Origin of the sequence: Pseudomonas sp. ArH3a (assembly GCF_022648765.1) — a bacterium.
Classification (GTDB): domain Bacteria; phylum Pseudomonadota; class Gammaproteobacteria; order Pseudomonadales; family Pseudomonadaceae; genus Aquipseudomonas.
Genome location: NZ_CP080330.1, coordinates 2636419 through 2660614, shown reverse-complemented (window position 1 = coordinate 2660614; position 24196 = coordinate 2636419). Strand labels below are relative to the sequence as shown.

19 protein-coding genes and 1 pseudogene are annotated in these 24196 nt (G+C 58.9%); 10 read left to right on the top strand and 10 right to left on the bottom strand.

The window, feature by feature from the left end:
• Positions 1-100 precede the first annotated feature (100 nt).
• On the top strand, positions 101-751 hold the full coding sequence (locus K0P33_RS12225) for a DUF480 domain-containing protein (RefSeq protein WP_094952548.1): 651 nt from the start codon (positions 101-103) through the stop codon (positions 749-751).
• Positions 752-870: 119 nt separating this feature from the next.
• On the opposite strand, the gene K0P33_RS12220 is transcribed toward K0P33_RS12225, so the two are convergent.
• Complete coding sequence (locus tag K0P33_RS12220; protein ID WP_094952547.1) at positions 871-1689, bottom strand: shikimate 5-dehydrogenase; 819 nt, start codon at positions 1687-1689, stop codon at positions 871-873.
• A gap of 156 nt (positions 1690-1845) precedes the next feature.
• Between K0P33_RS12220 and K0P33_RS12215 the strand changes: the two genes are divergently transcribed.
• The 3 genes from K0P33_RS12215 to K0P33_RS12205 all read left to right on the top strand — a co-directional run bounded on the left by K0P33_RS12215 (position 1846) and on the right by K0P33_RS12205 (position 2904).
• Positions 1846-2199 (top strand): hypothetical protein, encoded by a 354-nt coding sequence (locus K0P33_RS12215; protein WP_083359188.1) that lies wholly within the window; start codon positions 1846-1848, stop codon positions 2197-2199.
• 233 nt (positions 2200-2432) lie between these two features.
• Positions 2433-2627: a hypothetical protein gene (locus tag K0P33_RS12210; RefSeq protein ID WP_010211349.1), complete on the top strand. Its 195-nt coding sequence runs from the start codon at positions 2433-2435 to the stop codon at positions 2625-2627.
• Between the two features lie 94 nt (positions 2628-2721).
• The gene (locus tag K0P33_RS12205) at positions 2722-2904 is read left to right on the top strand and encodes a hypothetical protein (RefSeq protein ID WP_083359190.1); all 183 of its coding nucleotides are present in this window, start codon (positions 2722-2724) and stop codon (positions 2902-2904) included.
• A 3-nt stretch (positions 2905-2907) separates the two neighbouring features.
• Here the strand turns inward: K0P33_RS12205 and K0P33_RS12200 are convergent, their stop codons facing one another.
• Positions 2908-3975, bottom strand: coding sequence for an AI-2E family transporter (locus tag K0P33_RS12200; RefSeq protein ID WP_094952546.1), 1068 nt, complete (start codon positions 3973-3975; stop codon positions 2908-2910).
• Positions 3976-4221: 246 nt separating this feature from the next.
• On the opposite strand from K0P33_RS12200, the gene yegQ reads away from it, so the two are divergent.
• Complete coding sequence (gene yegQ / locus K0P33_RS12195) at positions 4222-5535, top strand: tRNA 5-hydroxyuridine modification protein YegQ (RefSeq protein ID WP_242155432.1); 1314 nt, start codon at positions 4222-4224, stop codon at positions 5533-5535.
• Positions 5536-5753: 218 nt separating this feature from the next.
• Positions 5754-5864: pseudogene (locus K0P33_RS12190) on the top strand (flagellar basal body rod C-terminal domain-containing protein); the annotation flags it as partial.
• A 23-nt stretch (positions 5865-5887) separates the two neighbouring features.
• On the opposite strand, the gene K0P33_RS12185 reads toward K0P33_RS12190, so the two are convergent.
• The 3 genes from K0P33_RS12185 to K0P33_RS12175 form a co-directional block, all read right to left on the bottom strand.
• The gene (locus K0P33_RS12185; RefSeq protein WP_094952544.1) at positions 5888-7567 is read right to left on the bottom strand and encodes a methyl-accepting chemotaxis protein; all 1680 of its coding nucleotides are present in this window, start codon (positions 7565-7567) and stop codon (positions 5888-5890) included.
• Positions 7568-7682: 115 nt separating this feature from the next.
• Positions 7683-8513, bottom strand: a complete 831-nt coding sequence (locus K0P33_RS12180) for an N-acetylmuramoyl-L-alanine amidase (protein ID WP_094952543.1) — start codon at positions 8511-8513, stop codon at positions 7683-7685.
• 178 nt (positions 8514-8691) lie between these two features.
• Positions 8692-10011: a Na+/H+ antiporter NhaC family protein gene (locus K0P33_RS12175; protein WP_176462983.1), complete on the bottom strand. Its 1320-nt coding sequence runs from the start codon at positions 10009-10011 to the stop codon at positions 8692-8694.
• Positions 10012-10255: 244 nt separating this feature from the next.
• Between K0P33_RS12175 and K0P33_RS12170 the strand changes: the two genes are divergently transcribed.
• Positions 10256-12403 (top strand): methyl-accepting chemotaxis protein, encoded by a 2148-nt coding sequence (locus K0P33_RS12170; protein ID WP_094952541.1) that lies wholly within the window; start codon positions 10256-10258, stop codon positions 12401-12403.
• A gap of 1223 nt (positions 12404-13626) precedes the next feature.
• On the opposite strand, the gene K0P33_RS12165 is transcribed toward K0P33_RS12170, so the two are convergent.
• The 4 genes from K0P33_RS12165 to K0P33_RS12150 are packed head-to-tail and all read right to left on the bottom strand — an operon-like array spanning position 13627 to position 16227.
• Positions 13627-14946 carry a sensor histidine kinase gene (locus K0P33_RS12165; protein ID WP_094953710.1) on the bottom strand — a complete coding sequence of 440 codons (1320 nt, stop codon included), beginning with the start codon at positions 14944-14946 and terminating at the stop codon, positions 13627-13629.
• Complete coding sequence (locus tag K0P33_RS12160) at positions 14943-15611, bottom strand: response regulator transcription factor (RefSeq protein ID WP_094953709.1); 669 nt, start codon at positions 15609-15611, stop codon at positions 14943-14945. The genes K0P33_RS12165 and K0P33_RS12160 overlap by 4 nt, the downstream gene beginning before the upstream one ends.
• Positions 15611-15925 carry a PepSY domain-containing protein gene (locus K0P33_RS12155; protein WP_094953708.1) on the bottom strand — a complete coding sequence of 105 codons (315 nt, stop codon included), beginning with the start codon at positions 15923-15925 and terminating at the stop codon, positions 15611-15613. The genes K0P33_RS12160 and K0P33_RS12155 overlap by 1 nt, the downstream gene beginning before the upstream one ends.
• Entirely contained in the window at positions 15925-16227 is a 303-nt protein-coding gene (locus K0P33_RS12150; RefSeq protein WP_094953707.1) for a PepSY domain-containing protein, read from the bottom strand. Before K0P33_RS12150 ends, K0P33_RS12155 begins: the two co-directional genes overlap by 1 nt.
• Positions 16228-16388: 161 nt before the next feature.
• Between K0P33_RS12150 and K0P33_RS12145 the strand changes: the two genes are divergently transcribed.
• Both K0P33_RS12145 and K0P33_RS12140 read left to right on the top strand, forming a co-directional pair.
• The gene (locus K0P33_RS12145) at positions 16389-17468 is read left to right on the top strand and encodes a hypothetical protein (protein ID WP_094953706.1); all 1080 of its coding nucleotides are present in this window, start codon (positions 16389-16391) and stop codon (positions 17466-17468) included.
• A 279-nt stretch (positions 17469-17747) separates the two neighbouring features.
• Complete coding sequence (locus tag K0P33_RS12140) at positions 17748-18923, top strand: integrase arm-type DNA-binding domain-containing protein (RefSeq protein ID WP_094953705.1); 1176 nt, start codon at positions 17748-17750, stop codon at positions 18921-18923.
• A 735-nt stretch (positions 18924-19658) separates the two neighbouring features.
• On the opposite strand, the gene K0P33_RS12135 is transcribed toward K0P33_RS12140, so the two are convergent.
• Positions 19659-23072, bottom strand: a complete 3414-nt coding sequence (locus tag K0P33_RS12135; RefSeq protein WP_242155430.1) for an Ice nucleation protein — start codon at positions 23070-23072, stop codon at positions 19659-19661.
• Between the two features lie 650 nt (positions 23073-23722).
• Between K0P33_RS12135 and K0P33_RS12130 the strand changes: the two genes are divergently transcribed.
• Complete coding sequence (locus tag K0P33_RS12130) at positions 23723-23932, top strand: hypothetical protein (RefSeq protein ID WP_083358828.1); 210 nt, start codon at positions 23723-23725, stop codon at positions 23930-23932.
• Positions 23933-24196: the final 264 nt, after the last annotated feature.

The following is a 24196-nucleotide window of genomic DNA, read 5'->3' as shown; positions in this document are numbered from 1 at the left end:
TGGCAGGGTTTGGAACCAGCGGCGATTATAGACATGCCAGCTGCTTGTCTTTTATTTTTTCCAGCTTAGGCTAGTGCATTCACTGCATAGGGAAAGCGCGATGACCGCTGAGCACGACACCGAGACCCCTGAGCCGCGCCTGAACAGCACGGAAATCCGCATCCTGGGCTGCCTGATAGAAAAACAGGCGACCAACCCGGAAACCTACCCCCTGACCCTCAACGCCCTGGTGCTGGCCTGCAACCAGAAGACCAGCCGCGAGCCGGTGACCAACCTCAGCCAAGGCCAGGTCGGCCAAAGCCTGCGCGCGCTGGAAGGCCAGGGCTTTACCCGCCTGGTGATGGGCAGCCGCGCCGACCGTTGGGAGCATCGCGTGGACAAGGCGCTGGAGCTGGTACCGGCACAGGTGATCCTGATCGGGCTGCTGTTCCTGCGCGGGCCGCAAACCGTCAATGAGCTGCTGACCCGCAGCGGGCGCATGCATGACTTTGAAGATGCCGAGCAGGTCGTGCACCAGCTGGAGCGCCTGATTGCGCGCGGGCTGGCAGTGCTGGTGCCGAAACAGGCGGGGCAGCGGGAAGACCGGTATACCCACGCGCTGGGGGATCCGGCGGATATCGAGGTGATTCTGGCGGCGCGCGGGAGTCCGGTGGAGCGGTCGGCTGGTGCAGTCTCTCTGGATCGTATCGAAGAGCTTGAAGCCAGGATTGCTGCGTTGGAAGAGCGCCTGGCCCAGCTGGAACAGGCTTAACTCGGTCAAACATGTGGGAGCGGTCTTGCTCGCGAAAGCGGCTAATCAGTCGGTTCATCTATTGACTGACACACCGCCTTCGCGAGCAAGCCCGCTCCCACATTGACTATGTACAAGGCTTAGCCTCGGGCGAAGGCCACTGCCGCCTTAAACTGCTCATCAGTCGGCCGCACGCCGGTGTACAGCACAAACTGCTCCAACGCCTGGATCGCGATCACTTCCAGCCCGGTAATCACGCGCTTGCCTTTGGCACGCCCGCGCACGATCAGCGGCGTTTCGGCGGGGATCGCCACCACATCAAATAGCGTATCGGCCGCATCCACAGCCTCAGCGTCAAACGCCAATTGATTCGCCTGCGCCCCACCGCTCATGCCGATCGGCGTCACGTTGACCAACATCTGCGGGCGCAGGTCACCCAATTCCGGCAGCCATTCATACCCCAAGTTCTGGGCCAACGCCCGGCCCGCTGCCTCGTTACGCGCCACAATCACGCCGTTGGCGTAACCGCCGTCGCGCAAAGCGCTGGCCACGGCCTTGCCCATGCCGCCGCTGCCACGCAGGGCAAAGGTCGAATCCTTCGGTACCGCGTGCTTTTTCAGCAGTTGTTCGACAGCGATGTAGTCCGTGTTGTAGGCCTTGAGGTGGCCATTGGTGTTGACGATGGTATTGAGGGACGTGATGGCCTTGACCGAGTCGTCCAGCTCATCGACCAGGGCAATGCTGGCCTCCTTGAACGGCATGGAAACACCGCAGCCGCGCACGCCCAACGCGCGTATACCGCCGATCGCGCCGGGTAAATCCTGGCTGCTGAAGGCCTTATAGTAGAAGTTCAGACCCAGCTGTTCATACAGATGGTTATGGAAACGCAAGCCAAAATTTCCAGGGCGCGCCGACAATGACATGCACAGTTGGGTGTCCTTGTTGGGGTGCATCTGCATGGGTAACTCCTTTGAGTAAGCAATTGGGTACAGACCTTACACAACCTTTACCTATCGGCTGTGCTGTTTTTCAGAAACACGCTGTCTTAAAAGTATCCCCGCGACAATCCTTGAGTCTATTGATTGCAGACCACAAGCGCAGGGGCTAACCGAGGAATGACCATGATTCGTAAAATCCCCAAGATCGCCTTGCTTATCGGTGCACTCGCTATGGCAGGCCAAGCCTCCGCCCACGGTGGTGGATGGGGTGGCCCGGCCGTCTTGGGTGCGTTAGTGGGCGCAGCTGTCGTGGGCTCCGTGGTTGCCAGCCAACCGCGTGAGGTTTACGTGCAGCAGCCGGTGTACGTCCAGCCGCAGCCGGTGTATGCCGCTCCGCCGCCGGTCTACTACGCACCGCCACCGCCGGTGTATGTGCAACAGCAGGTTTATTACCGCCCGGCGCCGGTCTATTACGGCCCACCGCGTGGCTACTACGGCCCTCCCCACGGCTATTACCGTCGCGGCTGGTAACACTTAACTGACATGACAGGCACAGGCCTCGCCTACACGCGGGGCCTTTTTTTTGCCCGCAAAGTCCGGATTTAGAGTGCCAAGGTCGCTATGAGGACAATGGCATGGCCGTAATCGCACATCATTAAGGCCAATGTCTACTTGCCGGGCCGATACTCGCGCTGTCATGTTTACGTCACGAAACAGTCTCACAATTGACCCTGTCCACCCAATAACAACAAGGACGACTGACCATGCCCACGCAGAACCCACACCGCACCGCCGGCCTGTGTACCTCCAGTAAGGTCTACAGCGCACTCACCGAACTCAAGCACCTGGAAGGCCACCGCAGCGCGAAGTTCCTGGCTTTGCTGGCAGAAAACCTGGTGCGCAAGGGCCTGCTCAGTGAGCAGGAAGTGGTGAACATGCTGGATCAGGTCGTGGATTGACGCTTAGCGTTGATGTCGACTATCGAGCCAGGTGATTTTTCCTGCGTGCATTCACCGCTTAAGGTGGCCTCCATAGCAATCGGAGGTATCTATCATGCCCACTGTCCAGATCATGTCCGTCATCGGCAGCGCCGTCCCCGCCTCTCTTCGCGAGCATGGATTACTGGCCTGCTGGTACCTGGTACGCGATGGCGAGCCCATCAGCGGCCCGCTCACCTCGTTATCCGCCGCACAAAAACAGTTGCAACAAGCGTCCACGTTCAGGCTGCACGCGTGATGCTCAAGGCAGCGGCAGCTTGACCCGCGGCTTGCTCTCCACAAACAGCGCCCAGCTGGACATGAACAACGCCGCCACCAGCGGCCCGATCACAAACCCGTTCAGGCCAAACACCGACAGGCCGCCCAGGGTCGAGATCAGGATCAAATAGTCGGGCATTTTAGTGTCCTTGCCCACCAGGATCGGACGCAGCACGTTGTCCACCAACCCGATCACAAATACGCCGAACAACGCCAGCACCACGCCCTGCCAGATCGAACCGCTCAACAGGAAGTAGGCGGCCACCGGCCCCCACACAATCCCCGCGCCCACCGCCGGCAGCAGTGACAAAAACGCCATCAACACCGCCCAGAGCAAGGCACTGGGAATGTCCAGAAACCAGAAGATCAAACCGCCCAGCGCACCTTGGGTCACGGCCACCAATACGTTGCCTTTGACTGTGGCCCGCACCACCCGGTTGAACTTGAGCTGCAAGCGACGCTTTTGCGGCTCGGCCAGCGGCACCGCCGTGCGCACCTTACGTACCAGCTCGGGGCCATCACGCAGCAGGAAAAACAACAGATACAGCATGATGAAAAAGCTCACCAGGAAATCAAACGTGCCCTGGCCGAAGCTGAATGCCTGGGTCGCAAAGAACTGGCTGCCTTGCATCGCGCTCTTGACGATTTTCTCCCGCAGGCCTTCCAGGTTGCCCATGCCGAAACGGTCCAGCAGGTGCTGAAAGTACGGCGGCAGCACGTTCTTGAACTGCTCGATGTACCCGGCCACATCCAATTTGCCGCTTTCGATGTTTTTGTAGAGGGTCGCGCCCTCTTGCACCAGCAATATGCTGGTGATGATCACCGGCAGAATCGCAATGATCAGGCACACCGTCAGGGTCGCCAGCGACGTCAGGTTGCGGTTCCAACTGAACCGCTGTTGCAGGCGCCGCTGCATCGGGGCAAAGATAATGCCGAGGATCACCGCCCAGAACACCGCGCCGTAGAACGGCAGCAATATCCAGATGAAGGCGATGGTCACCAGGGCCAGCAGCAACAGCAGGGTTTTGAATTGCAGGTTGGTTTGATTCATGTCCGGTCCATGTCAGAAAAGCAAAGGCCCTGTGTAGGCCCTGTTGCTTAGTCCGCAGCCAATCCTGGGAGTGCCCTTGATTCTCCAACCAGCATAGACGGCCTGATTCAAGGGTTTGAAGCCTGAGTCTTCGCACTCGCCCTGCGCATCAATCAAGTCATGATAAAAAATCAGCAAAGGCCGACCTGGATCAATAAATCCCACCTCAAGCTCCACTACCCTCGCGACCTTTTGCGACGTGAGCCCATGCCCCCTGTGATCGCCCCCGAACTGCTCGCCCCCGCCGGCACCCTGAAAAACATGCGCTACGCCTTCGCCTACGGCGCCGACGCGGTCTACGCCGGCCAGCCGCGCTATAGCCTGCGCGTACGCAACAACGAATTCGACCACGCCCACCTGGCCCTCGGCATCCAGGAAGCCCACGCGCTGGGCAAGCGCTTCTACGTGGTGGTGAACATCGCGCCGCACAACGCCAAGCTCAAGACCTTCCTCAAGGACCTGGCGCCGGTGATCGCCATGGGCCCGGATGCGCTGATCATGTCCGACCCAGGTCTGATCATGCTGGTGCGCCGCCACTTCCCGCTGATGCCGATTCACTTGTCGGTGCAGGCCAATACCGTGAATTGGGCCAGCGTGGAGTTCTGGCAGCAGCAAGGCATCTGCCGGGTGATCCTGTCACGCGAGCTGTCGTTGGAAGAGATCGACGAGATCCGCCAGCAGGTGCCGACCATGGAGCTGGAAGTGTTCGTGCACGGCGCCTTGTGCATGGCCTATTCCGGGCGCTGTTTGTTGTCCGGCTATATGAACAAACGCGATGCCAACCAAGGCACCTGCACCAACGCGTGCCGTTGGAAGTACCAGGCCACGCCGGCCGTGGAAAACGCCACGGGCGAGATCGTCCAGCAATTCCAGCCGACCTTGGGCATCGGCGCGCCGACCGATCAAGTATTCCTGTTGCAGGAAGCCAACCGCCCCGATGAGCACATGCCCGCGTTCGAGGATGAACACGGCACCTACATCATGAACGCCAAGGACCTGCGCGCCGTGCAGCACGTGGAGCGCCTGACGCACATGGGCGTGCATTCGCTGAAGATCGAAGGCCGCACCAAATCGCACTTCTACTGCGCACGCACCACCCAGGTGTATCGCCAGGCCATCGATGACGCGGTGGCCGGCCGCGCATTTGACCGCACCCTGATGACCGACCTGGAATCCCTGGCCCAGCGCGGCTACACCGAAGGTTTCCTGCGCCGCCACGTGCACGACGAATACCAGAACTACCAGAACGGCAGTTCAGTCTCGGAGCGCCAGCAGTTTGTCGGGGAATTGACCGGCGAACGCCGTGGCGAGCTGGCCGAGGTCAAGGTCAAGAATCGCTTCGCCGTGGGCAACCACCTCGAACTGATGACCCCCGCCGGCAACTTTCACTTTGACCTGGCCACGCTGCACAACGCCAAGGGCGAAGCCATCGAGGTGGCGCCGGGCGATGGGCACACCGTGTATGTGCCGCTCCCGGCCGAGATGGACCTGCGCTTCGGCCTGCTGATGCGCGACCTCTAACCCGGCGCCACGTAAATAATCCGCGGCCTCCACCGGCTCTCTATACAGGCTCCCACGAACGTCCATGCGCCTTGCGCACACTCAGCGGCATCGTCACCCCGCCGAGCACGGCCTCCAACACCGCCCTGGCCATTGCCAACGGGCTACCGGGCACCGGCTGCGTGTGGAAAGCCAACGGTGCCGCTGCCAACCCCGGCGGTGTGGTGGTCAACATGGCCAACATGACCAACGAACGGGTGGAACTGATCAAGGCCCAGAGCAACTATCAGGCGAACGCGAAGACCATCTCGACGGAGAGCACGATCCTCAAGACCTTGATACAGATGACCTGCTGCCGGCCATGCACTGAAGATCAGATCCTGAACTGCCCCACCAATTGCCCCAAGCGCTGGCCCAAATCCGCCAGGCTGCGTGAGGTCTGGGCGCCCAGTTGGGTTTCGTCGGCCACGCTGTCCACCGCCACGGCTATCTGATGCACGCTGCGGTTGATCTCTTCGGCCACGGCGGTCTGCTCTTCGGCGGCGCTGGCGATTTGCGCGTTCATTGAGTTGATGGTGCCGATCAGTTGGGCCATGGTGTCCAGCGACGCCCCGGCCTGGTTGGCCTGGGCCGAGGTGCCGTCGCCGGCATCGCTGGAGCGGCGCATCGCGTCCACGGCGGCTTCGGTGCCTTTTTGCAGGCGGTCGATCATGCCCTGGATTTCCTGGGTGCTGGTCTGGGTGCGGCTGGCCAGGGCGCGCACTTCGTCGGCGACCACGGCAAAACCGCGCCCGGCCTCACCGGCCCGCGCGGCTTCGATGGCGGCGTTGAGCGCCAGCAGGTTGGTCTGTTCAGCAATCGAGCGGATCACCCCGAGCACGCTGACAATCGACGACACATCCTGCTGCAGGCTGTCGAGGGACACGCCGCTGCTGCGAATGTCGTTCACCAGCGCATGGATCTGCGCGATGCTGCCGTCTACCACGCGCTTGGCCGCCTGGCCCTCGGCGTCGGTCTGTTGCGCAGCGACGGCGGCGCCCTGGGCACTGCGGGCGACTTCGTGGGCCGCGGAGGACATCTGGTTAATGGCCGTGGCCACTTGGTCCGTTTCGTGACGCTGGCGCTCCATCGCGGTTTCCGAGCGTTGGGCTTGCTCAGACACCTGCCCGACCAGCCCGGTGAGCTGCGAGGTCATCTCGGTGATCTGGCGCACCAGCCCGTGGATCTTGTCGACAAACCGGTTGAACGCACCGGCCAGATCGCCCAGTTCATCTTGGCTGGTGATCGCCAGACGGCGGGTCAAGTCACCCTCGCCCGCCGCGATATCGTCGAGGTTGGCTTTCATCAAGCTCAACGGACGCAGGATGGTATTGGCCGTCACCATGCCCACGGCGGCAATCACCAGCAACACCACCACAGCGACACCAAGAATGCTCAGCAGCACGCCTTCCATGCGTTTCTCAACCTTGGCTTCGACCACCGCCACCTGGGCTTCGATACCATCGAGGTTCACCGAGGTACCAATCACCATGTCCCACTTGGGCAGGTATTCGGTGTAGCCGAGCTTGGGCACCAGTTCACTCTGGCCGGGCTGGGTCGAGCTGTATTGCAGGTAGTGAGTGCCATCCTTGCCGACCTTGACCAGGTCGCGGTTGACGTAGACGCCGTTAGGGTCGCGGTTGTCCTTGAAGCTCTTGCCCACGCCGTCCGGGCTGTTGCCCTTGAACAGGCGAATGGTCTCGGAGTCGTAGCCGAAAAAGTAACCGTCCTTGCCGTAGGTGGTGTTGGAGAGCAACTTGACCACCTCAGCCCGCGCGGCGGTATCACCAGGGGCGGCAGCGTCGTAGAGCGGTTTGACGGTGGTCATGGCCACTTCTACATAGCTTTGCAGGGTGGCCTTGGCGTTGTTGAGCAGGCGCTGGCGGGTTTCATCCACCTCGTTGCGCGCCTGGCCCTGGAGGATCCACACGGTGGTCAGGCTGATGACCACAGCAAACAACAACACCGGCACGACGGCGAGGGACAGGACTTTGGCCTTCAAGCTCAGACGCATGGCATTTCTCTCTTATTAGGGGCGACTTGAGAGGTTAACGGCCAACTGCCTGGATTCTAAAGGACTCAAACGACGTGTCGCCGAGCTCACCCTTCAGGTCGGTACTCCTTGGCGCTCAGGGTCTGTATTTTTCCACCAGGGCCAATGCAATAGCCTCGGTCTGGGCGTCGGGGATACCCGAGATACCAGCCGGACGAAAATGCATTTGGAACGCGCGAAACACTTGGCGGGTTTCTTCGTCCAGCACTCCGGTTTGCGCAATTTTGTAGCCATAAGCAGCAAGGGCTTTTTGCAACGTACCGGCTTCAACCCGTTGGGACTCAGGGCGCTTGGCAAGGTGCTTTTGTACAGTGGCCGCGTCGGGCCAAGCGCCTATGCCGTGTTCGGAAAATGCCTGCCAGGGAAATAACGGGCCGGGGTCTGATTTACGCAAAGGGGCAATGTCACTGTGAGCGACCACATTTTGCGGCTCGATGCCATAACGCTTGATCAAGTCTGCTGAGAGGCGCTTGACCAACGTCAGCTGTGCTTCCGTGTACGGGAACCATAGCCGCCCGGTGGGTCCCTCGATAAAGCCAGCATTGACGATTTCGATGCCGATAGACGTGTCATTAAGGTTATTGCGGCTTGCCCATTGGCTGACCCCGGCGTGCCAGGCGCGCCTCCCCTCCGGCACCAACTGCAGAGCTACGGGTAGTTCGTGGTGCGTGGGCGGCGTAGTAAAAGCCAGGTAATGAGCGCTGGCGGTGCCGCTGGTCAGCGCTTGAAGGGAGTGGTGGTCGTCAAGGACTGTGTAATGCAGGACTAAATGACGGACCCGTTCGTTCTGGCTTTGGGACTCATGTGTGGTGTCTATGGCGTAACCGTTTTTTGCGATGAGGTTTTTCGGGCCCGTGGTGCAGCCTGCCATGGTCAGGATGGCTAGGAAAAGGATCAGCGTTTTCATCGGTGTACCTGAGCGGCGAATAAGATGCTCAAGAATGTAAAGACCCTTGCCACCCAAATACCGCACAGATGCTGCCTGAGTGCCGAATAGAGAAAGGTCTTACATAAAAAAGAGCACCTTCAGGCAAATTCTCTGTTTAGCCTCAATCACCGAGGGTGTCGCTACACGCCTGCAAGCACTAAAGGGTCATCGCTGCCAGCCACCCAAACGCCAACAACGGAATGTTGTAGTGCAAGAAGGTCGGCACCACTGTGTCCCAGATGTGATGGTGCTGACCATCAATATTGAGCCCAGAGGTCGGCCCGAGGGTGGAATCCGACGCAGGCGAGCCAGCATCGCCAAGCGCACCTGCGGTGCCGACGATGCACACAATGGCCAGCGGGCTGAACCCCAGTTGCACACACAACGGCACAAAAATCGCCGCAAGAATCGGCACCGTGGAAAACGACGAACCAATGCCCATCGTCACCAGCAGCCCCACCAGCAACATCAGCAACGCGCCCACGCCACGGCTGTGGCCGATAAACGCCGCCGAGGCTTCCACCAGCGAGCGCACGTCACCGGTGGCCTTGAGCACTTCGGCAAAGCCCGAGGAGGCGATCATGATGAAGCCGATCATCGCCATCATCTTCATGCCTTCGGTGAACAAATCGTCGGTTTCGCGCCAGCGCACAATGCCCGACACCGAAAAGATCAGGAACCCAGCCAGGGCGCCGATGATCATCGAGTCCAGCCACAGCTGAATGATGAACGCCGAAGCAATCGCCAGCCCGGCCACCAGCAGGGTCAGCGGGTTGTACTGCACTGCCACCTGCTCGACCCGCTCGATTTTCTCCAGGTCGTACACGCGTTTTTTGCGGTAACTGACAAACACCGCCACCAGCAAGCCAACCACCATGCCCAGCGCCGGTAGGCCCATGGCGTGGGTGACGTTGACCTGGCTGATGTCCACGCCGCTCTTGGCCACGTTGGCCAGCAGGATCTGGTTGAGAAAGATATTGCCGAAGCCCACCGGCAGGAACATATACGGGGTGATCAGGCCGAAGGTCATTACACAGGCGATCAGCCGGCGGTCCAGTTGCAGCTTGGTCAGCACGTATAACAGTGGCGGCACCAGCAGCGGGATAAATGCGATGTGGATCGGCAGGATGTTCTGCGAGGCAATCGCCACCACCCACAACAGGCCGATCAGCAGCCATTTGACGTGGCTGCCGCCGGTGGCTTCCTGGCGGTCCACCAGCGTCAACGCCTTGTCCGCCAGGGCATGGGCCAGGCCGGACTTGGCAATCGCCACCGCGAAAGCGCCGAGCAAGGCGTAGGACAACGCCACGGTCGCGCCGCCACCCAAACCGCCGTTGAAGGCCTTGAGCGTGGCCTCAATGCCCAGGCCACCGGTCAAGCCACCCACCAGGGCGCCAACAATGATGGCGATGACCACATGCACGCGGGACAAACTGAGCACCAGCATGGTGCCGACCGCGGCGATGACTGCGTTAATCATGGTTACCTCAAGACAGAAACATAAAAACAGGCATGCCCGCTTCCGAGCGGCCATGGGGTTGGCTGCCGGCGTGCAGGCTTTAGGAGGTCTTATTAGAGGGCGCGCACTTTGCAGCAGGCGGGCGCGCATGTCAAAAAGCGGCGTCGCTTTCAGCATTAAATTGAACGTTTAAATAATAAAGAAGCAACAATAACGGCCGATACAGAGGCTCTCTGCGTTTTCAGGTTAAGGATGCTCCTCGATGCCCCTCAGACAGCTCTCCATTCAATGGAAAATCACCCTGCTCGCCGGCCTGTGCCTGCTGGGGATCGTGACCCTGCTGGTGGGTCTGTCGCTGTATCGCATGGAGCACAGCTCGCAGCAGGTCAAAGCCTCGAGTATGCAAATGCTCGACGAGTCTGCCCAGGCGCGCATCGAGGCCCAAGGTGAAGTGCAGGCGTTGGGGATTCGCCAGCAATTCATGGACGCCTACCAGTACGGTCATGGTTTTTCCCGCCAAGTGCTGTTTTTGCGCGAACAGGCCGAAAAGCGCTTCCTCGACGCCTTCGACACCCGCGAAGACCTGACCCGCCAGGTCAAGGCCGCGCTACAGGCCAACCCAGACCTGCTCGGTTTGTCGCTCGTGTTCGAAGCCAACGCGCTGGATGGCAAAGACGAGTTGTTCGCCAACCAGGCGGAGCTGGGCAGCAATGACAAAGGCCGCTTTGCCCTTTACTGGTCGCAGCCGACGCCGGGCAAGCTGACTTCCATGTCGCTGCCGGAAAGTGACATGGCCGACACCAGCGTCGGGCCGAGCGGAGAAAAAGCCAACGCCTGGTTCACGTGCCCGCGCACCTCCCTGAAACCCTGCGTGATCGAACCGTACTTTTATGTAATCGACGGGCAAAACGTGCTGATGACCAGCATCGTGTTCCCGTTGATGGTCAACGGCAAAGTCATCGCCTCGCTGTCGGTGGACATCAACCTCAACAGCCTGCAGGCCGTGAGCCAACAGGCGAGCCAGAAGCTGTATGACGGCCAGACCCAAGTCAGCATCCTCAGCCCCAGCGGTTTGCTCGCCGGCTACAGCCCGGACGCCAGCAAACTCAGCCAGCGCCTGGATAAAGTCGACACGGCCAGCGGCGCGCAATTGATCAGCGCACTGGCGACCAGCACGCAGATCCATAGCTTGCGCACCGACCATCAACTCAAGGTATTGGCGCCCTTCGCACCCATTCCCGGCGGCAAGCCGTGGGGCGTGTTGCTGGATGTGCCGGAAACAGTCCTGGTCGGCCCCGCCGAAGTACTGAAGGCGCAACTGGATGCCGATAACACCCGCGGCACCTTGCTGGAACTGAGCCTGGGCTTGTTGGCGGCGGTGGTCGGCTTGGTCCTGGTGTGGCTGATGGCGCGCAGCGTGACCCGGCCGATCCTCGGCGTGGCGCGCATGCTGGAAGACATTGCCAGTGGCGAAGGCGACCTGACCCGCCGCCTGGCCTACGACAAACACGATGAGCTGGGGCAACTGGCCGGTTGGTTCAACCGCTTCCTCGACAAGCTGCAACCTATTATTGCCGAGGTCAAACGCTCGGTTCAGGACGCCCGTGGCACCGCCGACCAGTCCGCTGCGATTGCCACACAAACCAGCGCCGGCATGGAGCAGCAATATCGCCAAGTTGACCAAGTGGCCACCGCCTCCCACGAAATGAGCGCCACCGCCCAGGACGTGGCCCGCAGCGCCGCCCAAGCGGCACACGCTGCGCGCGATGCCGACCAGGCCACCCGCGAAGGCTTGACCGTGATCGACCGCACCACCACCAACATCGGGCACCTGGCGGCGGACATGAGCACCGCCATGGTTCAGGTCGAAGGCTTGGCGGCCAATAGCGAGAAAATCGGTTCGGTACTGGAAGTGATTCGGGGCATTGCCGAGCAAACCAACCTGCTGGCACTCAACGCCGCCATCGAAGCCGCGCGTGCCGGTGAGGCCGGCCGTGGGTTTGCCGTGGTCGCCGACGAAGTGCGCAACCTGGCGCGGCGCACCCAGGAATCGGTTGAGGAAACCCGCGTGGTGATCGAGCAACTGCAAAACGGCACCACCGAAGTGGTCGGCTCCATGGGCAACAGCTATCGCCAGGCCCAGGGCAGTGTCGAGCAAGTCGGCCAAGCGGTCACCGCCCTGCGCCAGATTGGCGAGGCGGTCACGGTGATCAGCGACATGAACCTGCAAATCGCCAGCGCCGCCGAAGAGCAAAGCGCGGTGGCCGAAGAGATCAACAGCAACGTGGCGACGATCCGGGATGTGACCGAGTCGCTGTCAGAGCAGGCAAATGAATCGGCGCGGGTGAGCCAGGCGTTGAACAGCCTGGCTAATCAGCAGCAGGGGTTGATGGATCAGTTCAGGGTCTAAATCTTCAAAATGTCGAATGATTAATGTGGGAGTCGGGCTTACCCGCGATGGCCATAGGTATCTACGCAACTTTTTGTGTTGCGCTAAGTTTTTGACCGGGTTTTTAGGTAGATATGAGTACATATCCGTTGCTGCGGTAACGGCGGCTATTGGTTCCGCCCTTACGGCGGGTCACTTTTGGAAAAGAGCCCGGAATGCCGGCCCAGCCAAAAGTAACCAAAAGGGCTCTTGCCCCACCACTCGGTGCCTCGCCTAGGCTCGGCATGCCCTCACTCCGGCTTGAATCCGTGGGCCGCCGCCATGGGCCATCCTTGGCCCATCGCGGCTAACCCGGCGTCCTGCCGGGTTACCCACGGATTCAAGCCTGCGTTCGGCCATCGTGGTTAACGGGGCGCCTCAGATCAAGATCAAGATCAAAAGCAAGAGCACGGCGGCCTAGTAGCCGACCTGAGTGGTAGAAGCAAAAGCAAGACAGAAGCAGAGCAGAAGCAGAGCACCACCCTTTCTAGCTGATGTACTGAGGTCCCAATGTGGGAGCGGGCTTGCTCGCGAAGGCGGTGTGTCAGTCAGCTCATATGTAACTGACCCACCGCCTTCGCGAGCAAGCCCGCTCCCACAATTTTGACCGAGTTTAGCTGCCAGACCGCAGTGCTCTGCTTTTCTGTGGGAGCTGGCTTGCCTGCGATGGCATCAACTCGGTGTACTTGATGGACCGAGGTGTCTGCATCGCAGGCAAGCCAGCTCCCACATTAGATTGAGTTCAGTTTCAAATATCAGGTCGGCTGTCAGGCCGCCTCGGTTTTGCTTTTGATCTAACCACTCAGGTCGGCTACTAGGCCGCCGTGCTCTTGCTTTTGATCTTGATCTGAGGCGCCCCGTTAAACCACGCTGGCCGAACGCAGGCTTGAATCCGTGGGTAACCCGGCAGGACGCCGGGTTAGCCGCCATGGGCCAAGGATGGCCCATGGCGGCGGCCCACGGATTCAAGCCGGAGTGAGGGCATGCCGAGCCTAGGCGAGGCACCGAGTGGTGGGGCAAGAGCCCTTTTGGTTACTTTTGGCTGGGCCGGCATTCCGGGCTCTTTTCCAAAAGTGACCCGCTGTAAGAGCGGAACCATACGAAGCCGTTACCGCAGCAACGGATATGTACCCAGCCCCCCGCGACAACCAAAGAATTCAGCCCATAAAAAGATGTGTAGATACCTACGCCGCGATGACGGTGGGTCAGGCCTGGCGCTTGGGCAATTCGATCAGCACCTTTAGCCCGCCCAACTCACTCTCCTGCAACTGCAACACCCCACCCCACACCTCGACGATATCCCGCACGATCCCCAGCCCCAGGCCATGGCCATCAATTTGCTCGTCCAGGCGCGTGCCACGGCTGAACACCTGGTCGCGCTGACTCTGCGGAATGCCGGGACCATCGTCCTCCACAGCCAGCAGATAGCTGCGCGGCGTTTCGCTGATGACCAAGCGTATTTCCGCATCCGCCCATTTGCAGGCGTTGTCCAGCAAGTTGCCGAGCAGTTCCAGCAGGTCTTCGCGGTCCCACGGCAATTGCAGGCCCGGCGTGACGTGGTAACTCAAGTCCAGGTGTTCACCGTGGATCATGTTTAGCGTTGCCAACAGACCCGGCAGCTCTTTTTCGCAATCAAACAAGGCGCCCGGCAGGGTTTCACCGGCAAGGCGCGCGCGGTTGAGTTCGCGATTCAGGCGTTGCTGCACGTGCTCCAGCTGTTCACGCAAGAGCTTGCTCAGTTCGGGATGGGCCTTGAGCTGTTCGCTGGATGCCACGCTCAACAGCACGGCCAAGGGTGTTTTCAGCGCATGCCCCAAATTGCCCAACGCATTGCGCGAACGCTTGAGGCTGTCTTCGGTGTGGGCCAGCAGGTGGTTGATCTGCGCCACCAGCGGTTCCAGCTCCAGCGGTACCTGGGTATCGAGTTGCGAGCGCTGGCCCTGTTGCAATTGGGCGATCTGCTCGCGAGAGGTTTCCAGCGGGCGCAAGGCTCGGCGCACGGTCACCCGTTGCAGGATCAGTACCAGCAGCAATGCCGCGAGGCCCATCACCAGGCCGATCTGACGCATCAAACGGAAACTTTCCCGCACCGGCGTGTAGTCCTGGGCCACGCTGATGGAAATCGACTGGCCAAAACGCTTGTAGTCCGCGCGCAACACCAGCAGTTGCTGGCCTTCCGGGCCTAGCTGCAAGTTGCCCTTGAGCCCGGCTTCGGGCAGTCGCGGTAATTCCTGGTCCCACAGCGAGCGGGAACGCCAATGAATGTCGGCAAAATCGATACGAAAATAATGCCCGGAAAACGGCCGCTGATAGGCCGGTGACAGGCGTTGTTCATCCAATTGCACGCCGTTCGGCCCACGCACCAGCGCCACCAGCAGGTTCTCGGCGTCATTGCGCAAGCCGGCTTCCAGGTAGCGCTGCAAACCGGCCTCGAACAACCACAAACTGGTTTGCGCCAGCACCACGCCGACGACCACCATCACGCTGATCAGCCCCAGGCTCAGGCGCCGTTGAATGGACTTCATGCAGGGCCGGCGCCAAACCGGTAACCCTGGCCACGCCGGGTTTCAATCACGCTGCGGCCCAACTTGCGGCGCAGGTGGTTGACGTGCACTTCCAATACGTTGGAATCACGCTCGGTCTCGCCATCATACAAGTGCTCGGCCAAGTGGCTTTTCGACAGGATCTGTTCCGGGTGCAACATGAAGTAGCGCAACAGACGAAATTCGGCGGCAGTCAGTTGAATCTCGTCGCCATCGCGCAGCACGCACTGACGGCCTTCATCCAGGTGCAGCCCGGCGGCTTGCAAGGTCGGCTGGTTGGCATGGCCGTGGGAACGGCGCAGCAAGGCCTGGATGCGCAGGTGCAGTTCTTCGGGGTGAAAGGGTTTGCTCAAGTAATCGTCGGCGCCGGCCTTGAGCCCTTCGATACGCTCGGCCCAGGAGTCGCGGGCAGTGAGGACCAGCACCGGTGTGGCCAGGGCGGCAGCGCGCCATTGCGCCAACACCTCCAGCCCAGGCAGGCCGGGCAAGCCAAGGTCGAGGATGATCAGGTCATAGGGCTCGCTGCGCCCCTGATACGCGGCATCGCGCCCGTCGGCCAGCCAGTCGACGGCGTAGCCTTGGCGTTGCAGGCCAGCCAGCAGCTCATCGGCCAGCGGTACGTTGTCTTCCACCAGGAGCAGGCGCATCAGTCGTCTTCCTTATCTTTGAGCAGTACACCGGTCGTTGCGTCCAGCTTGATTTCGCGCACCACGCCCTCGGTGGTCACCAGCTCCACTTCATAGGCATATTGGCCGTGCTTCTTCTCAAGCTCGGCCTCCAGCAGCCGGGAGCCCGGGTAGCGCGCCATGGCCTGTTGCAGCAGTTGCTCCAGCGGCAGGATCACCCCCTGCTGGCGCAAGGCCAAGGCTTCATCCTGGTTGAGGTCGCGGGCCGCCAGGCTTGAGCAAAAAGCCATGAGCGCCAGCACCATCCAACCGCTGGCGCGTCGATATACCTTCATTACGTATCCTGATGATTCTTGAGAACGTGCCCGGTGAGCGCGTCCAATTCGACTTCCCACTCGATGCCGTCGGCATCTTCCAGTTCGACTTGATAAACGTACTTGCCGTAGGCCTCGTCCAGGTCGGTGTCCAGCAGGCTCGAACCTGGGTGCAGCGCCAGGGCCGTGGCTTCCAGCTGATCGAAGGCGACAATTGTAACAGTGCCAGGCAATTTCAGTGGCTTGTCGGGGTCCACTGCTTGGGCCTGTGCCGCCGAGAAGGCGATGATACCGGCGGCGACCAGCGCTGTGAGGCGCTTCATGATAAGTCTCCGTTTCAGGATGTTTTTCCTACGCAGGCCACCGTACCCGCTGCAACTTAACTGAAACTGAATTGCCACCATGGCAATTTCCTCGCGCTCTTCTTCACCTATCACGCTGCGAGTTTTTCTATACTGCCCCGCTCGCTTCAAAAGAGACCGGTATGACAGCCATCCACATCAAATTCCCCGCCTTGACGCTCAAGGCCGGCAAACGCGCCTTCACGCGCATTCGCGAACAAGGCCTGGCGCCTGCGGATGTCGGCATTCTTCCCGGCGCCGCCGGTGGCCCCAAGGCGCTGGGCATCCAGGGCCTTGACCTGGCGCTGTTCGGCGATTGGTTGCCGCGTGCGCCACGCGAACGTGCGCTGATCGGCGCCTCCATCGGCTCCTGGCGGTTTGCCAGCGCCTGCCTGCCCGACCCAGTGCAAGGCCTGCTCGACCTTGGCCGCTTGTACAACGAACAGCGTTTTGCCAAAGGCGTGAGCATGGCCGAGGTCAGTCATAGCTGCCAGCGCATGCTCGATGACCTGTTCGCCGGCCGCGATGCGCGGGTGCTGGACAACCCCGACTATCGCCTGAACATCATGGTGGTCAAAAGCCACGGCCTGCTCGCCGATGACCACCGTGGGCGGCTCGGCCTGGGCCTGTCGTCGGTGATTGCCGACAACCTGCGCGGTCGCGCGCGGCTGTCGCGGCATTTCGAGCGGCTGATCATCCACGACCCACGCCAGGCGCCACCGGTGCATCCGCTCAAGGATTTCCCTTCGCGTTTCCTCGCGCTGGAGCTGGGCAACCTGCGCCAGGCACTGCTGGCATCCGGCTCGATCCCGATGGTTATGCAAGGCGTGCGCGACCTGCCCGGCGCAGGCGCCGGCACCTACCGCGACGGTGGCCTGCTGGACTATCACCTCGACCTGCCCTACCACGGCGACGACATCGTGCTGTACCCGCACTTCACCGACCGGGTCATCCCCGGCTGGTTCGACAAAGGCCTGCCGTGGCGGCGCAGCAATCAACAGGGTCTGCAGGATGTGTTGCTGCTCGCGCCATCCAAGGACTACCTGGCGCGCCTGCCCTACGGCAAGTTGCCGGACCGCAGCGACTTCAAGCGTTTCATGGGCGATGACCCGAGCCGCAACAAATACTGGCAGGCCGCGATGAGCGAGAGCCAACGCCTGGGCGATGAGTTCCTTCAATTGGCCGATAACGGCGGCCTGGGTGAGCGTTTGCAGCCACTTTGACGCGACACAGGCCTCTTGCAGAGGGGCGGTATGCCCGGCGAGGGATCAAACTGCTAAACTCGCCGCCTGCCAGATACCTGACCGAGCTGAAAATACTGTGGAAATCTTCAAAGATTCCACGGTAGCCTCCCACCTAAAACCCTCCCGTCTCAGAACCCTCCAAAAACCCCATAAAACCTAGACACTTGAGTATCACCGCGTACCACTCAATACCTTCCCAATGCCGTTTAGTTAGTACATCATTCAGTACATCGAAAATGCTTTTGAGAGGATGTACTAGTGGCACTTACGGACACAGCAGCCCGACAGGCCAAGCCTAAGGACAAGGCGTATACCCTCCCCGACTCTCTGGGGCTCTCGCTTTATGTGGCAAATAGCGGTATCAAGAGCTGGCACTTTCGCTTCACATGGCTTGGAAAACAGGCAAGAATTTCTTTTGGAACATACCCGGAAACGGGCCTAAAGGACGCGCGCGCTCTAAGAGACGAGGCGCGGGAAGACATTGCGCGCGGCGTAGATCCACGCGAATCGAGGAAGGAAAAAAAGGCAGGAATGATAGAGGCTTGCGGGCGAACGTTCCGCCGGGTGTATGACGAGTGGCTGGCATTCAGGAAAGGGAGCATATCTCCTGGAACCTATCGCATCATCAGCAACCTGATGGAGCTAGACGTGTTGCCGACATTCGGTGCCAGGCAGATCGACTCAATCAAGCGTTCCGATGTGATCAGCCTGATACGACGCATCGAGAAGCGAGGGTCTATCGTCACAGCCGTAAAAGTGCGGCAGCGGATGGGCCAGGTGTTCAGCTACGCCATCGCCACCGGTCTTATAGAAGCGAATCCAACAGCTGAAATGCACGCTGTAACCGAGAAAGGTGCCCAGAACAGACCTCACCCCTTCCTGCCTTTCAGCGAACTGCCTAAGACCATTGCCACAATCCAGCAGTGCGTATCAGGCCACCAGTTGCGGTCGGCGATCATGCTGATGATCTACACAGCCTCACGCCCGGGCGAAGTCCGGCACGCTGAGTGGTCTGAAATCGATCTTGATGCCGCGATCTGGACAACGCCGGCAGCGAAGATGAAGGCGCGGCGCGAGCACGCGGTGCCGCTACCAACACAGGCCGTCGAATTGCTGAAAGACATGCTACCCATAACCGGCGGGCTTAGGTATGTCTTCACTAATCGCAGCGATCCTACAGCACCGATCGGAACCAACTACGCCAACAACGTCATGGATCTATGCGGGTTGACGGGCAAACAATCACCCCACGGTTTCCGACATCTGTTTTCCACTGAGATGAACGGGCGCGGGTATAACCGGGATTGGATTGAGCGCCAACTTGCGCACGCAGACAGTAGCTTCATTCGTGACGTATACAACCACGCCGCATACCTGGAGCAACGCAGATCCATGATGCAGGAGTGGGCAGATCTTGTGACGCCAAATCCATAGCACCTCCTGCTGGGGACGGTAGCGACCCAAATTGTTGATTTTAAAACGCATTGTGATTACTTTAGGGTCGGCAAAAAAACCACCTCTTTGTGATTATGCAAACGGAAAAACGGGGGCTGTAGCGGGAGTTTTGCGCGCGTCCTGCTCCCGAATTCGCGCTATCCAAAAAAGCACCTATTGTGGAAGTGCAACTCTACTTTGCGTCACCAAGGAGATGGTTATGTCAAAATCAAACGGCGGAAAGGCAGGATCCAGTTCAGGAAAATCTGGCGGATCGAAAGCACCAGCGGTAGCTAACCTCCCGAGCACCACCGGGAAACCATCTGGAGGCGGACGCGGGAACGCGGCGCCTAAAGGCAAATAATTGACAATCTTCCGGTGCTCACTCAGAGCACCGGATCATGTAAGCACGCCACCATGTCAAGATGACCTCGAAACGCTCGCAGACAATTGACTCATAAGGAAAAATACACTTCTTATAAAGGTGCCAAACTCTCCATTTCACTCTATAAGAATCAATAACTTACAGTTGTATATTCCTACAGAGCTCACCCTCCCCGGCGTCCTGCCGAATGAACACAAACCACCAAAAGCCAAAGAAGTACGTGACACATCATGACCGCTTCCGGCCACGAGTGGATACTCAACATACCTCATAGCCACCATGGTGCAGAATGCCCTTCCAAAGAGCGGCGGCCCACTGCTTAGGTATTACACCCCTCGAAAATATCGTTATTACTCCTCTGCTTTATTCACAATATTTCCATCTTCATCTACTTGATACGGCGTATCAGCCTCTACTCCATTTTTTCCTGTGTTGACTACTTTGTTGGTATAGCGTTTCCCGTCCCAGCATCTGAAAATCAGTGTGGAGTTCTCCCCGCCAGTCAGCGTGGAGCCCAGGCTGCCGATGAGCCTGCTGCTGGCACCCGCTGTCAGAACGCTGTTCTTACCAGCAGTGAGCGTGCTTCGATCTCCAGCCATGAGCACACAATCGTCGCCAGCAGTCAGTTTGCTGCGATCTCCAGCGGTGAGATAACTGTTGCTGCCAGCCAATAGTTTGCTTCGGTCCCCCGCAGTCTGCGTGCTGTCTTTACCAGCAATAAGTTTGCTGCGCTCACCGGCCATCTGAATGCTGTGGGCGCCGGATATCAGCGTGCTGCGATAGCCAGCAGTTTGCGAGCTACCCTTGCCGGCGATCAGCATGCTTTTGTGCCCGGCAATTTGAGTGCTTTCATGGCCCGCAATCAGTGAACTCCGATGACTCGCAATCTGGTTGCTACCGTATCCGGCAGTCAGGCTACTGTGCATTCCGGACGTCAAGCTACTGCCATATCCCGCCGTCAGTACGCTACGAAGCCCGCTAATCAAAGTGCTCCCGTAACCCGCAGTCAAGAAACTGCGAATGCCACTGGTCAGTGTGCTGCCATAACCCGCGATCAGCGAACTGTCTTGGCCTGCCGTTCCTGTGCTCCCATAACCGGCGGTGAGCGTGCTGTCGCGCTCTGCCGTCTGCGTACTACCATAGCCCGCCGTTAACGTGCTCTCGTAGCCAGCGGTCTGGGTGCTGCCATAACCTGCGATCAATGAGCTGGAAAACCCAGCTGTTTCAGTACTGCCGTAGCCAGCGGTGAGCGTACTGCTGTCTTGAGCAGTCAGCGTACTGCCGTAGCCCGCAGTCAACGTGCTCTCGTAGCCTGCGATCTGCGTACTTCCATAACCTGCGACCAGTGAGCTGTCATAGCCTGCGGTAGACGTACTGCCATAACCAGTCGTCAAACTGCTGTTGTAGCCAGCAGTTTGAGTACTGCCGTACCCGGCGATCAAAGTACTGCTATAGCCAGCGGTCGAGGTACTGCCATAACCAGTGGTGAGCGAGCTTTCTTCCTGGGCAGTTTGGGTGCTGCCGTAGCCTGCAGTCAGTGTGCTTTTGTAGCCCGCCGTTTGAGTACTGCCGTACCCGGCGATCAAAGTACTGCTGTAACCAGCGGTCGAGGTACTGCCATAACCAGTGGTGAGCGAGCTTTCTTCCTGGGCAGTTTGGGTGCTCCCGTAGCCTGCGGTCAGTGTGCTTTTGTAGCCCGCCGTTTGAGTACTTCCGTAGCCAGCAATAAGTGAGCTTTCGTAGCCGGCTGTTGAAGTGCTGCCATAGCCCGTGGTCAGGGAGCTGTTGTCCTGGGCGGTTTGAGTACTGCCATAACCAGCAGTCAGGGTGCTTTCATAACCCGTTGTCTGGGTACTACCGTAACCTGCGATTAGAGAACTCTTGAAACCTGCTGTTGAAGTACTGCCATAGCCGGCCGTGAGCGAACTGCTTTCCTGAGCAGTCTGGGTACTACCATAGCCTGCTGTCAGAACACTCCGGTAACCAGCGGTTTGGGTGCTGCCATATCCGGCAATGAGTGTACTGTCATAGCCGGCTGTTGAGGTGCTGCCGTAACCCGCAGTGAGTGAGCTGCCTTCCTGAGCGGTCTGTGTACTGCCATAACCTGCTGTCAGTTTACTTTCATGACCCGCGGTCTGAGTACTCCCATAGCCTGCAATAAGAGAACTGTCCGGGCCAGCGGTCCCGGTACTGCCGTAGCCCGCAGTGAGTGAGCTGCCTTCCTGAGCGGTCTGTGTACTGCCATAACCTGCTGTCAGCTTACTTTCATGACCCGCGGTCTGAGTACTCCCATAGCCTGCAATAAGAGAACTGTCCGGGCCAGCGGTCCCGGTACTGCCGTAGCCAGCAGTGAGCGAACTCCCTTCCTGCGCCGTTTGTGTACTGCCGTAGCCCGCTGTAAGCACGCTGCCATGACCAGCAGTCTGTGTACTGCCATAGCCAGCGATCAGCGAACTGTCGGGGCCAGCGGTGCCCGTGCTGCCATAGCCTGCGGTGAGATCGCTACCTTCCTGAGCGGTTTGTGTGCTGCCATAACCCGCTGTCAGCGAGCTTTCCTCTCCAGCGGTCTGAGTACTGCCATAGCCGGCGATCAGTGAACTGTCGGAACCAGCGGTGCCCGTACTGCCGTAACCGGCGGTGAGATCGCTGCCTTCCTGAGCTGTCTGCGTGCTGCCATAACCCGCTGTTAGCGAGCTTTCCTCTCCAGCGGTCTGAGTACTGCCGTAGCCGGCGATCAGTGAACTGTCGGAACCAGAGGTGCCCGTACTGCCGTAACCGGCGGTGAGATCGCTGCCTTCCTGAGCGGTTTGCGTACTGCCATAACCCGCTGTTAGCGAGCTTTCTTCTCCAGCGGTTTGGGTGCTGCCGTAGCCGGCGATCAGTGAACTGTCGGAACCAGCGGTGCCCGTGCTGCCGTAGCCTGCGGTGAGATCGCTGCCTTCCTGAGCGGTTTGCGTACTGCCATAACCCGCTGTTAGCGAGCTTTCTCCTCCGGCAGTTTGAGTACTGCCGTAGCCGGCAATGATGGAGCTATCGGAACCAGAGGTGCCCGTACTGCCGTAACCGGCGGTGAGATCGCTGCCTTCCTGAGCTGTCTGCGTGCTGCCATAACCCGCTGTTAGCGAGCTTTCTTCTCCAGCGGTTTGGGTGCTACCGTAGCCAGCAATGATTGAACTGTCGGAACCTGAAGTTCCGGTACTCCCGTACCCCGCAATCAGGGTGCTTCGATCTCCAGCGGTTTCAGTACTGCCATAACCGGCGATGAGCTGACTCTGATTTGCGCCCGTGAGCGTACTGCCATAAACAGCTGTCTCTAGCGTTTTTAGCGCCTGATCTGTTGCCCCCGGCGGCCTGAAAGAGTCTTCGTTAATTTCCGGGCGCACTTCAGAAAAAGCAAATGGTTCAACCAGATCTGCTGAATATGACGCATAGTTTGAAACGTTACTCGAAATGTACCCTAATGCACTATTTCGTGTTCCGACATGAACCACTTCAGCACGGGGAAATTTAACGCACCCATCTATATCCAGACGAATAATATCGTCAATCGCAACTTCACAAACCACCCATCTAGCATCGGCTTGCATATTTAATTGGCTGCTCGCCCCCTTTCCCCAGAGCAAGCCGGACAGCCCATTTTCGAGCTTTCTCGTAGGCTCCCAAAATTTGCATTCCACAACACCCGAGACGGGCCAGACAAGGCCGCAGTGATCGCCCATGTTATTGGAGCAGGTGCGCAAAACTAAAACTTTTACATCATTCATCTCAACATCCTCGTGATATCTTTACTAAGAAATAGCGTCATTCGCTTATAAAAAATAGCACTTAAAGAACGTGAAATTACTATTTATAATCTCATGAAAGCCCGGACTTAAAGCCATTACAAAGCAATAACACCAAGCTCCTTCTTTTATCCAGACCTATGTGTCAGCCTATTGTAATTTTATAGGTTATAAATTACAGGCGATTGCGATCAGTCACTTTGACTTGAGAGACATAGAGGATCGAAGATCTTATTAAAAAGTCCTCAATAAATTCAATGCTCTGCCTCAACACCAATAAGCTTTTTGCAGATACTGCAAGTAGTAGCCATGACAGGCCGCTCTATGACCAACAATAAATATGATTTTATTGTTACCTAATATTATATAGAGTGGGCCGCTCTCACCTGGATGCAGGATCGACTCCTGCTCGCACATCAGAGCGCTAGCGTACTAGAGGAAAGATTGAGGGCGCATTTAAACAAAAGCAGGCCATCGCTAAGTCAGAATCTCGCACAGAGTGCGAACGGCTATAACGGGTCCGAAGGAGCTATTGGCGAGCGACTGCTTTTGGACGAGGGCGGACATTCATAATTTTGGAGCGGGGTTAGCAGTACCAAATGCTACGCTGTTCACTCTCTGGAGGAAAACCAATGCCGAACTCAGATTTGATCCCTTCCCTACTTTCAAAACTCTACGAAAACCAACTCGCCCTTGAGGCCTCCATCATGGAACTCTCGAATTGGGTTGAGCAGCGCGGCTCTGCTGATGTGGCAGAGAACATCCGCGGCGCGCTGCACACAATCGACGAGAACGAAGAGTTCATCAAGCTGACCCTAGCCGTCCTCATGACTCCTGACTGACCGCCTCTCGTCGCCTCAAATCGCGCCAAGGTCAAACCTCGATTACTGTGCATGCATACAGCAATCGGATTGCCTCAACATGCACCACATTGACGAAGACACCTCTGCGTGGCTTGGATGCCCTACGCCCCTGGAAATGTACAAGCACCAATGCTCTCTGCTCGAGGATGAACTTACCGAGACTCAGGCACTCCTGCGCAAGGCACGGAAGCCCTCTAACAACAACCGAACGACTGCCAGAGTATCGACGATGGTTTGCCTGGG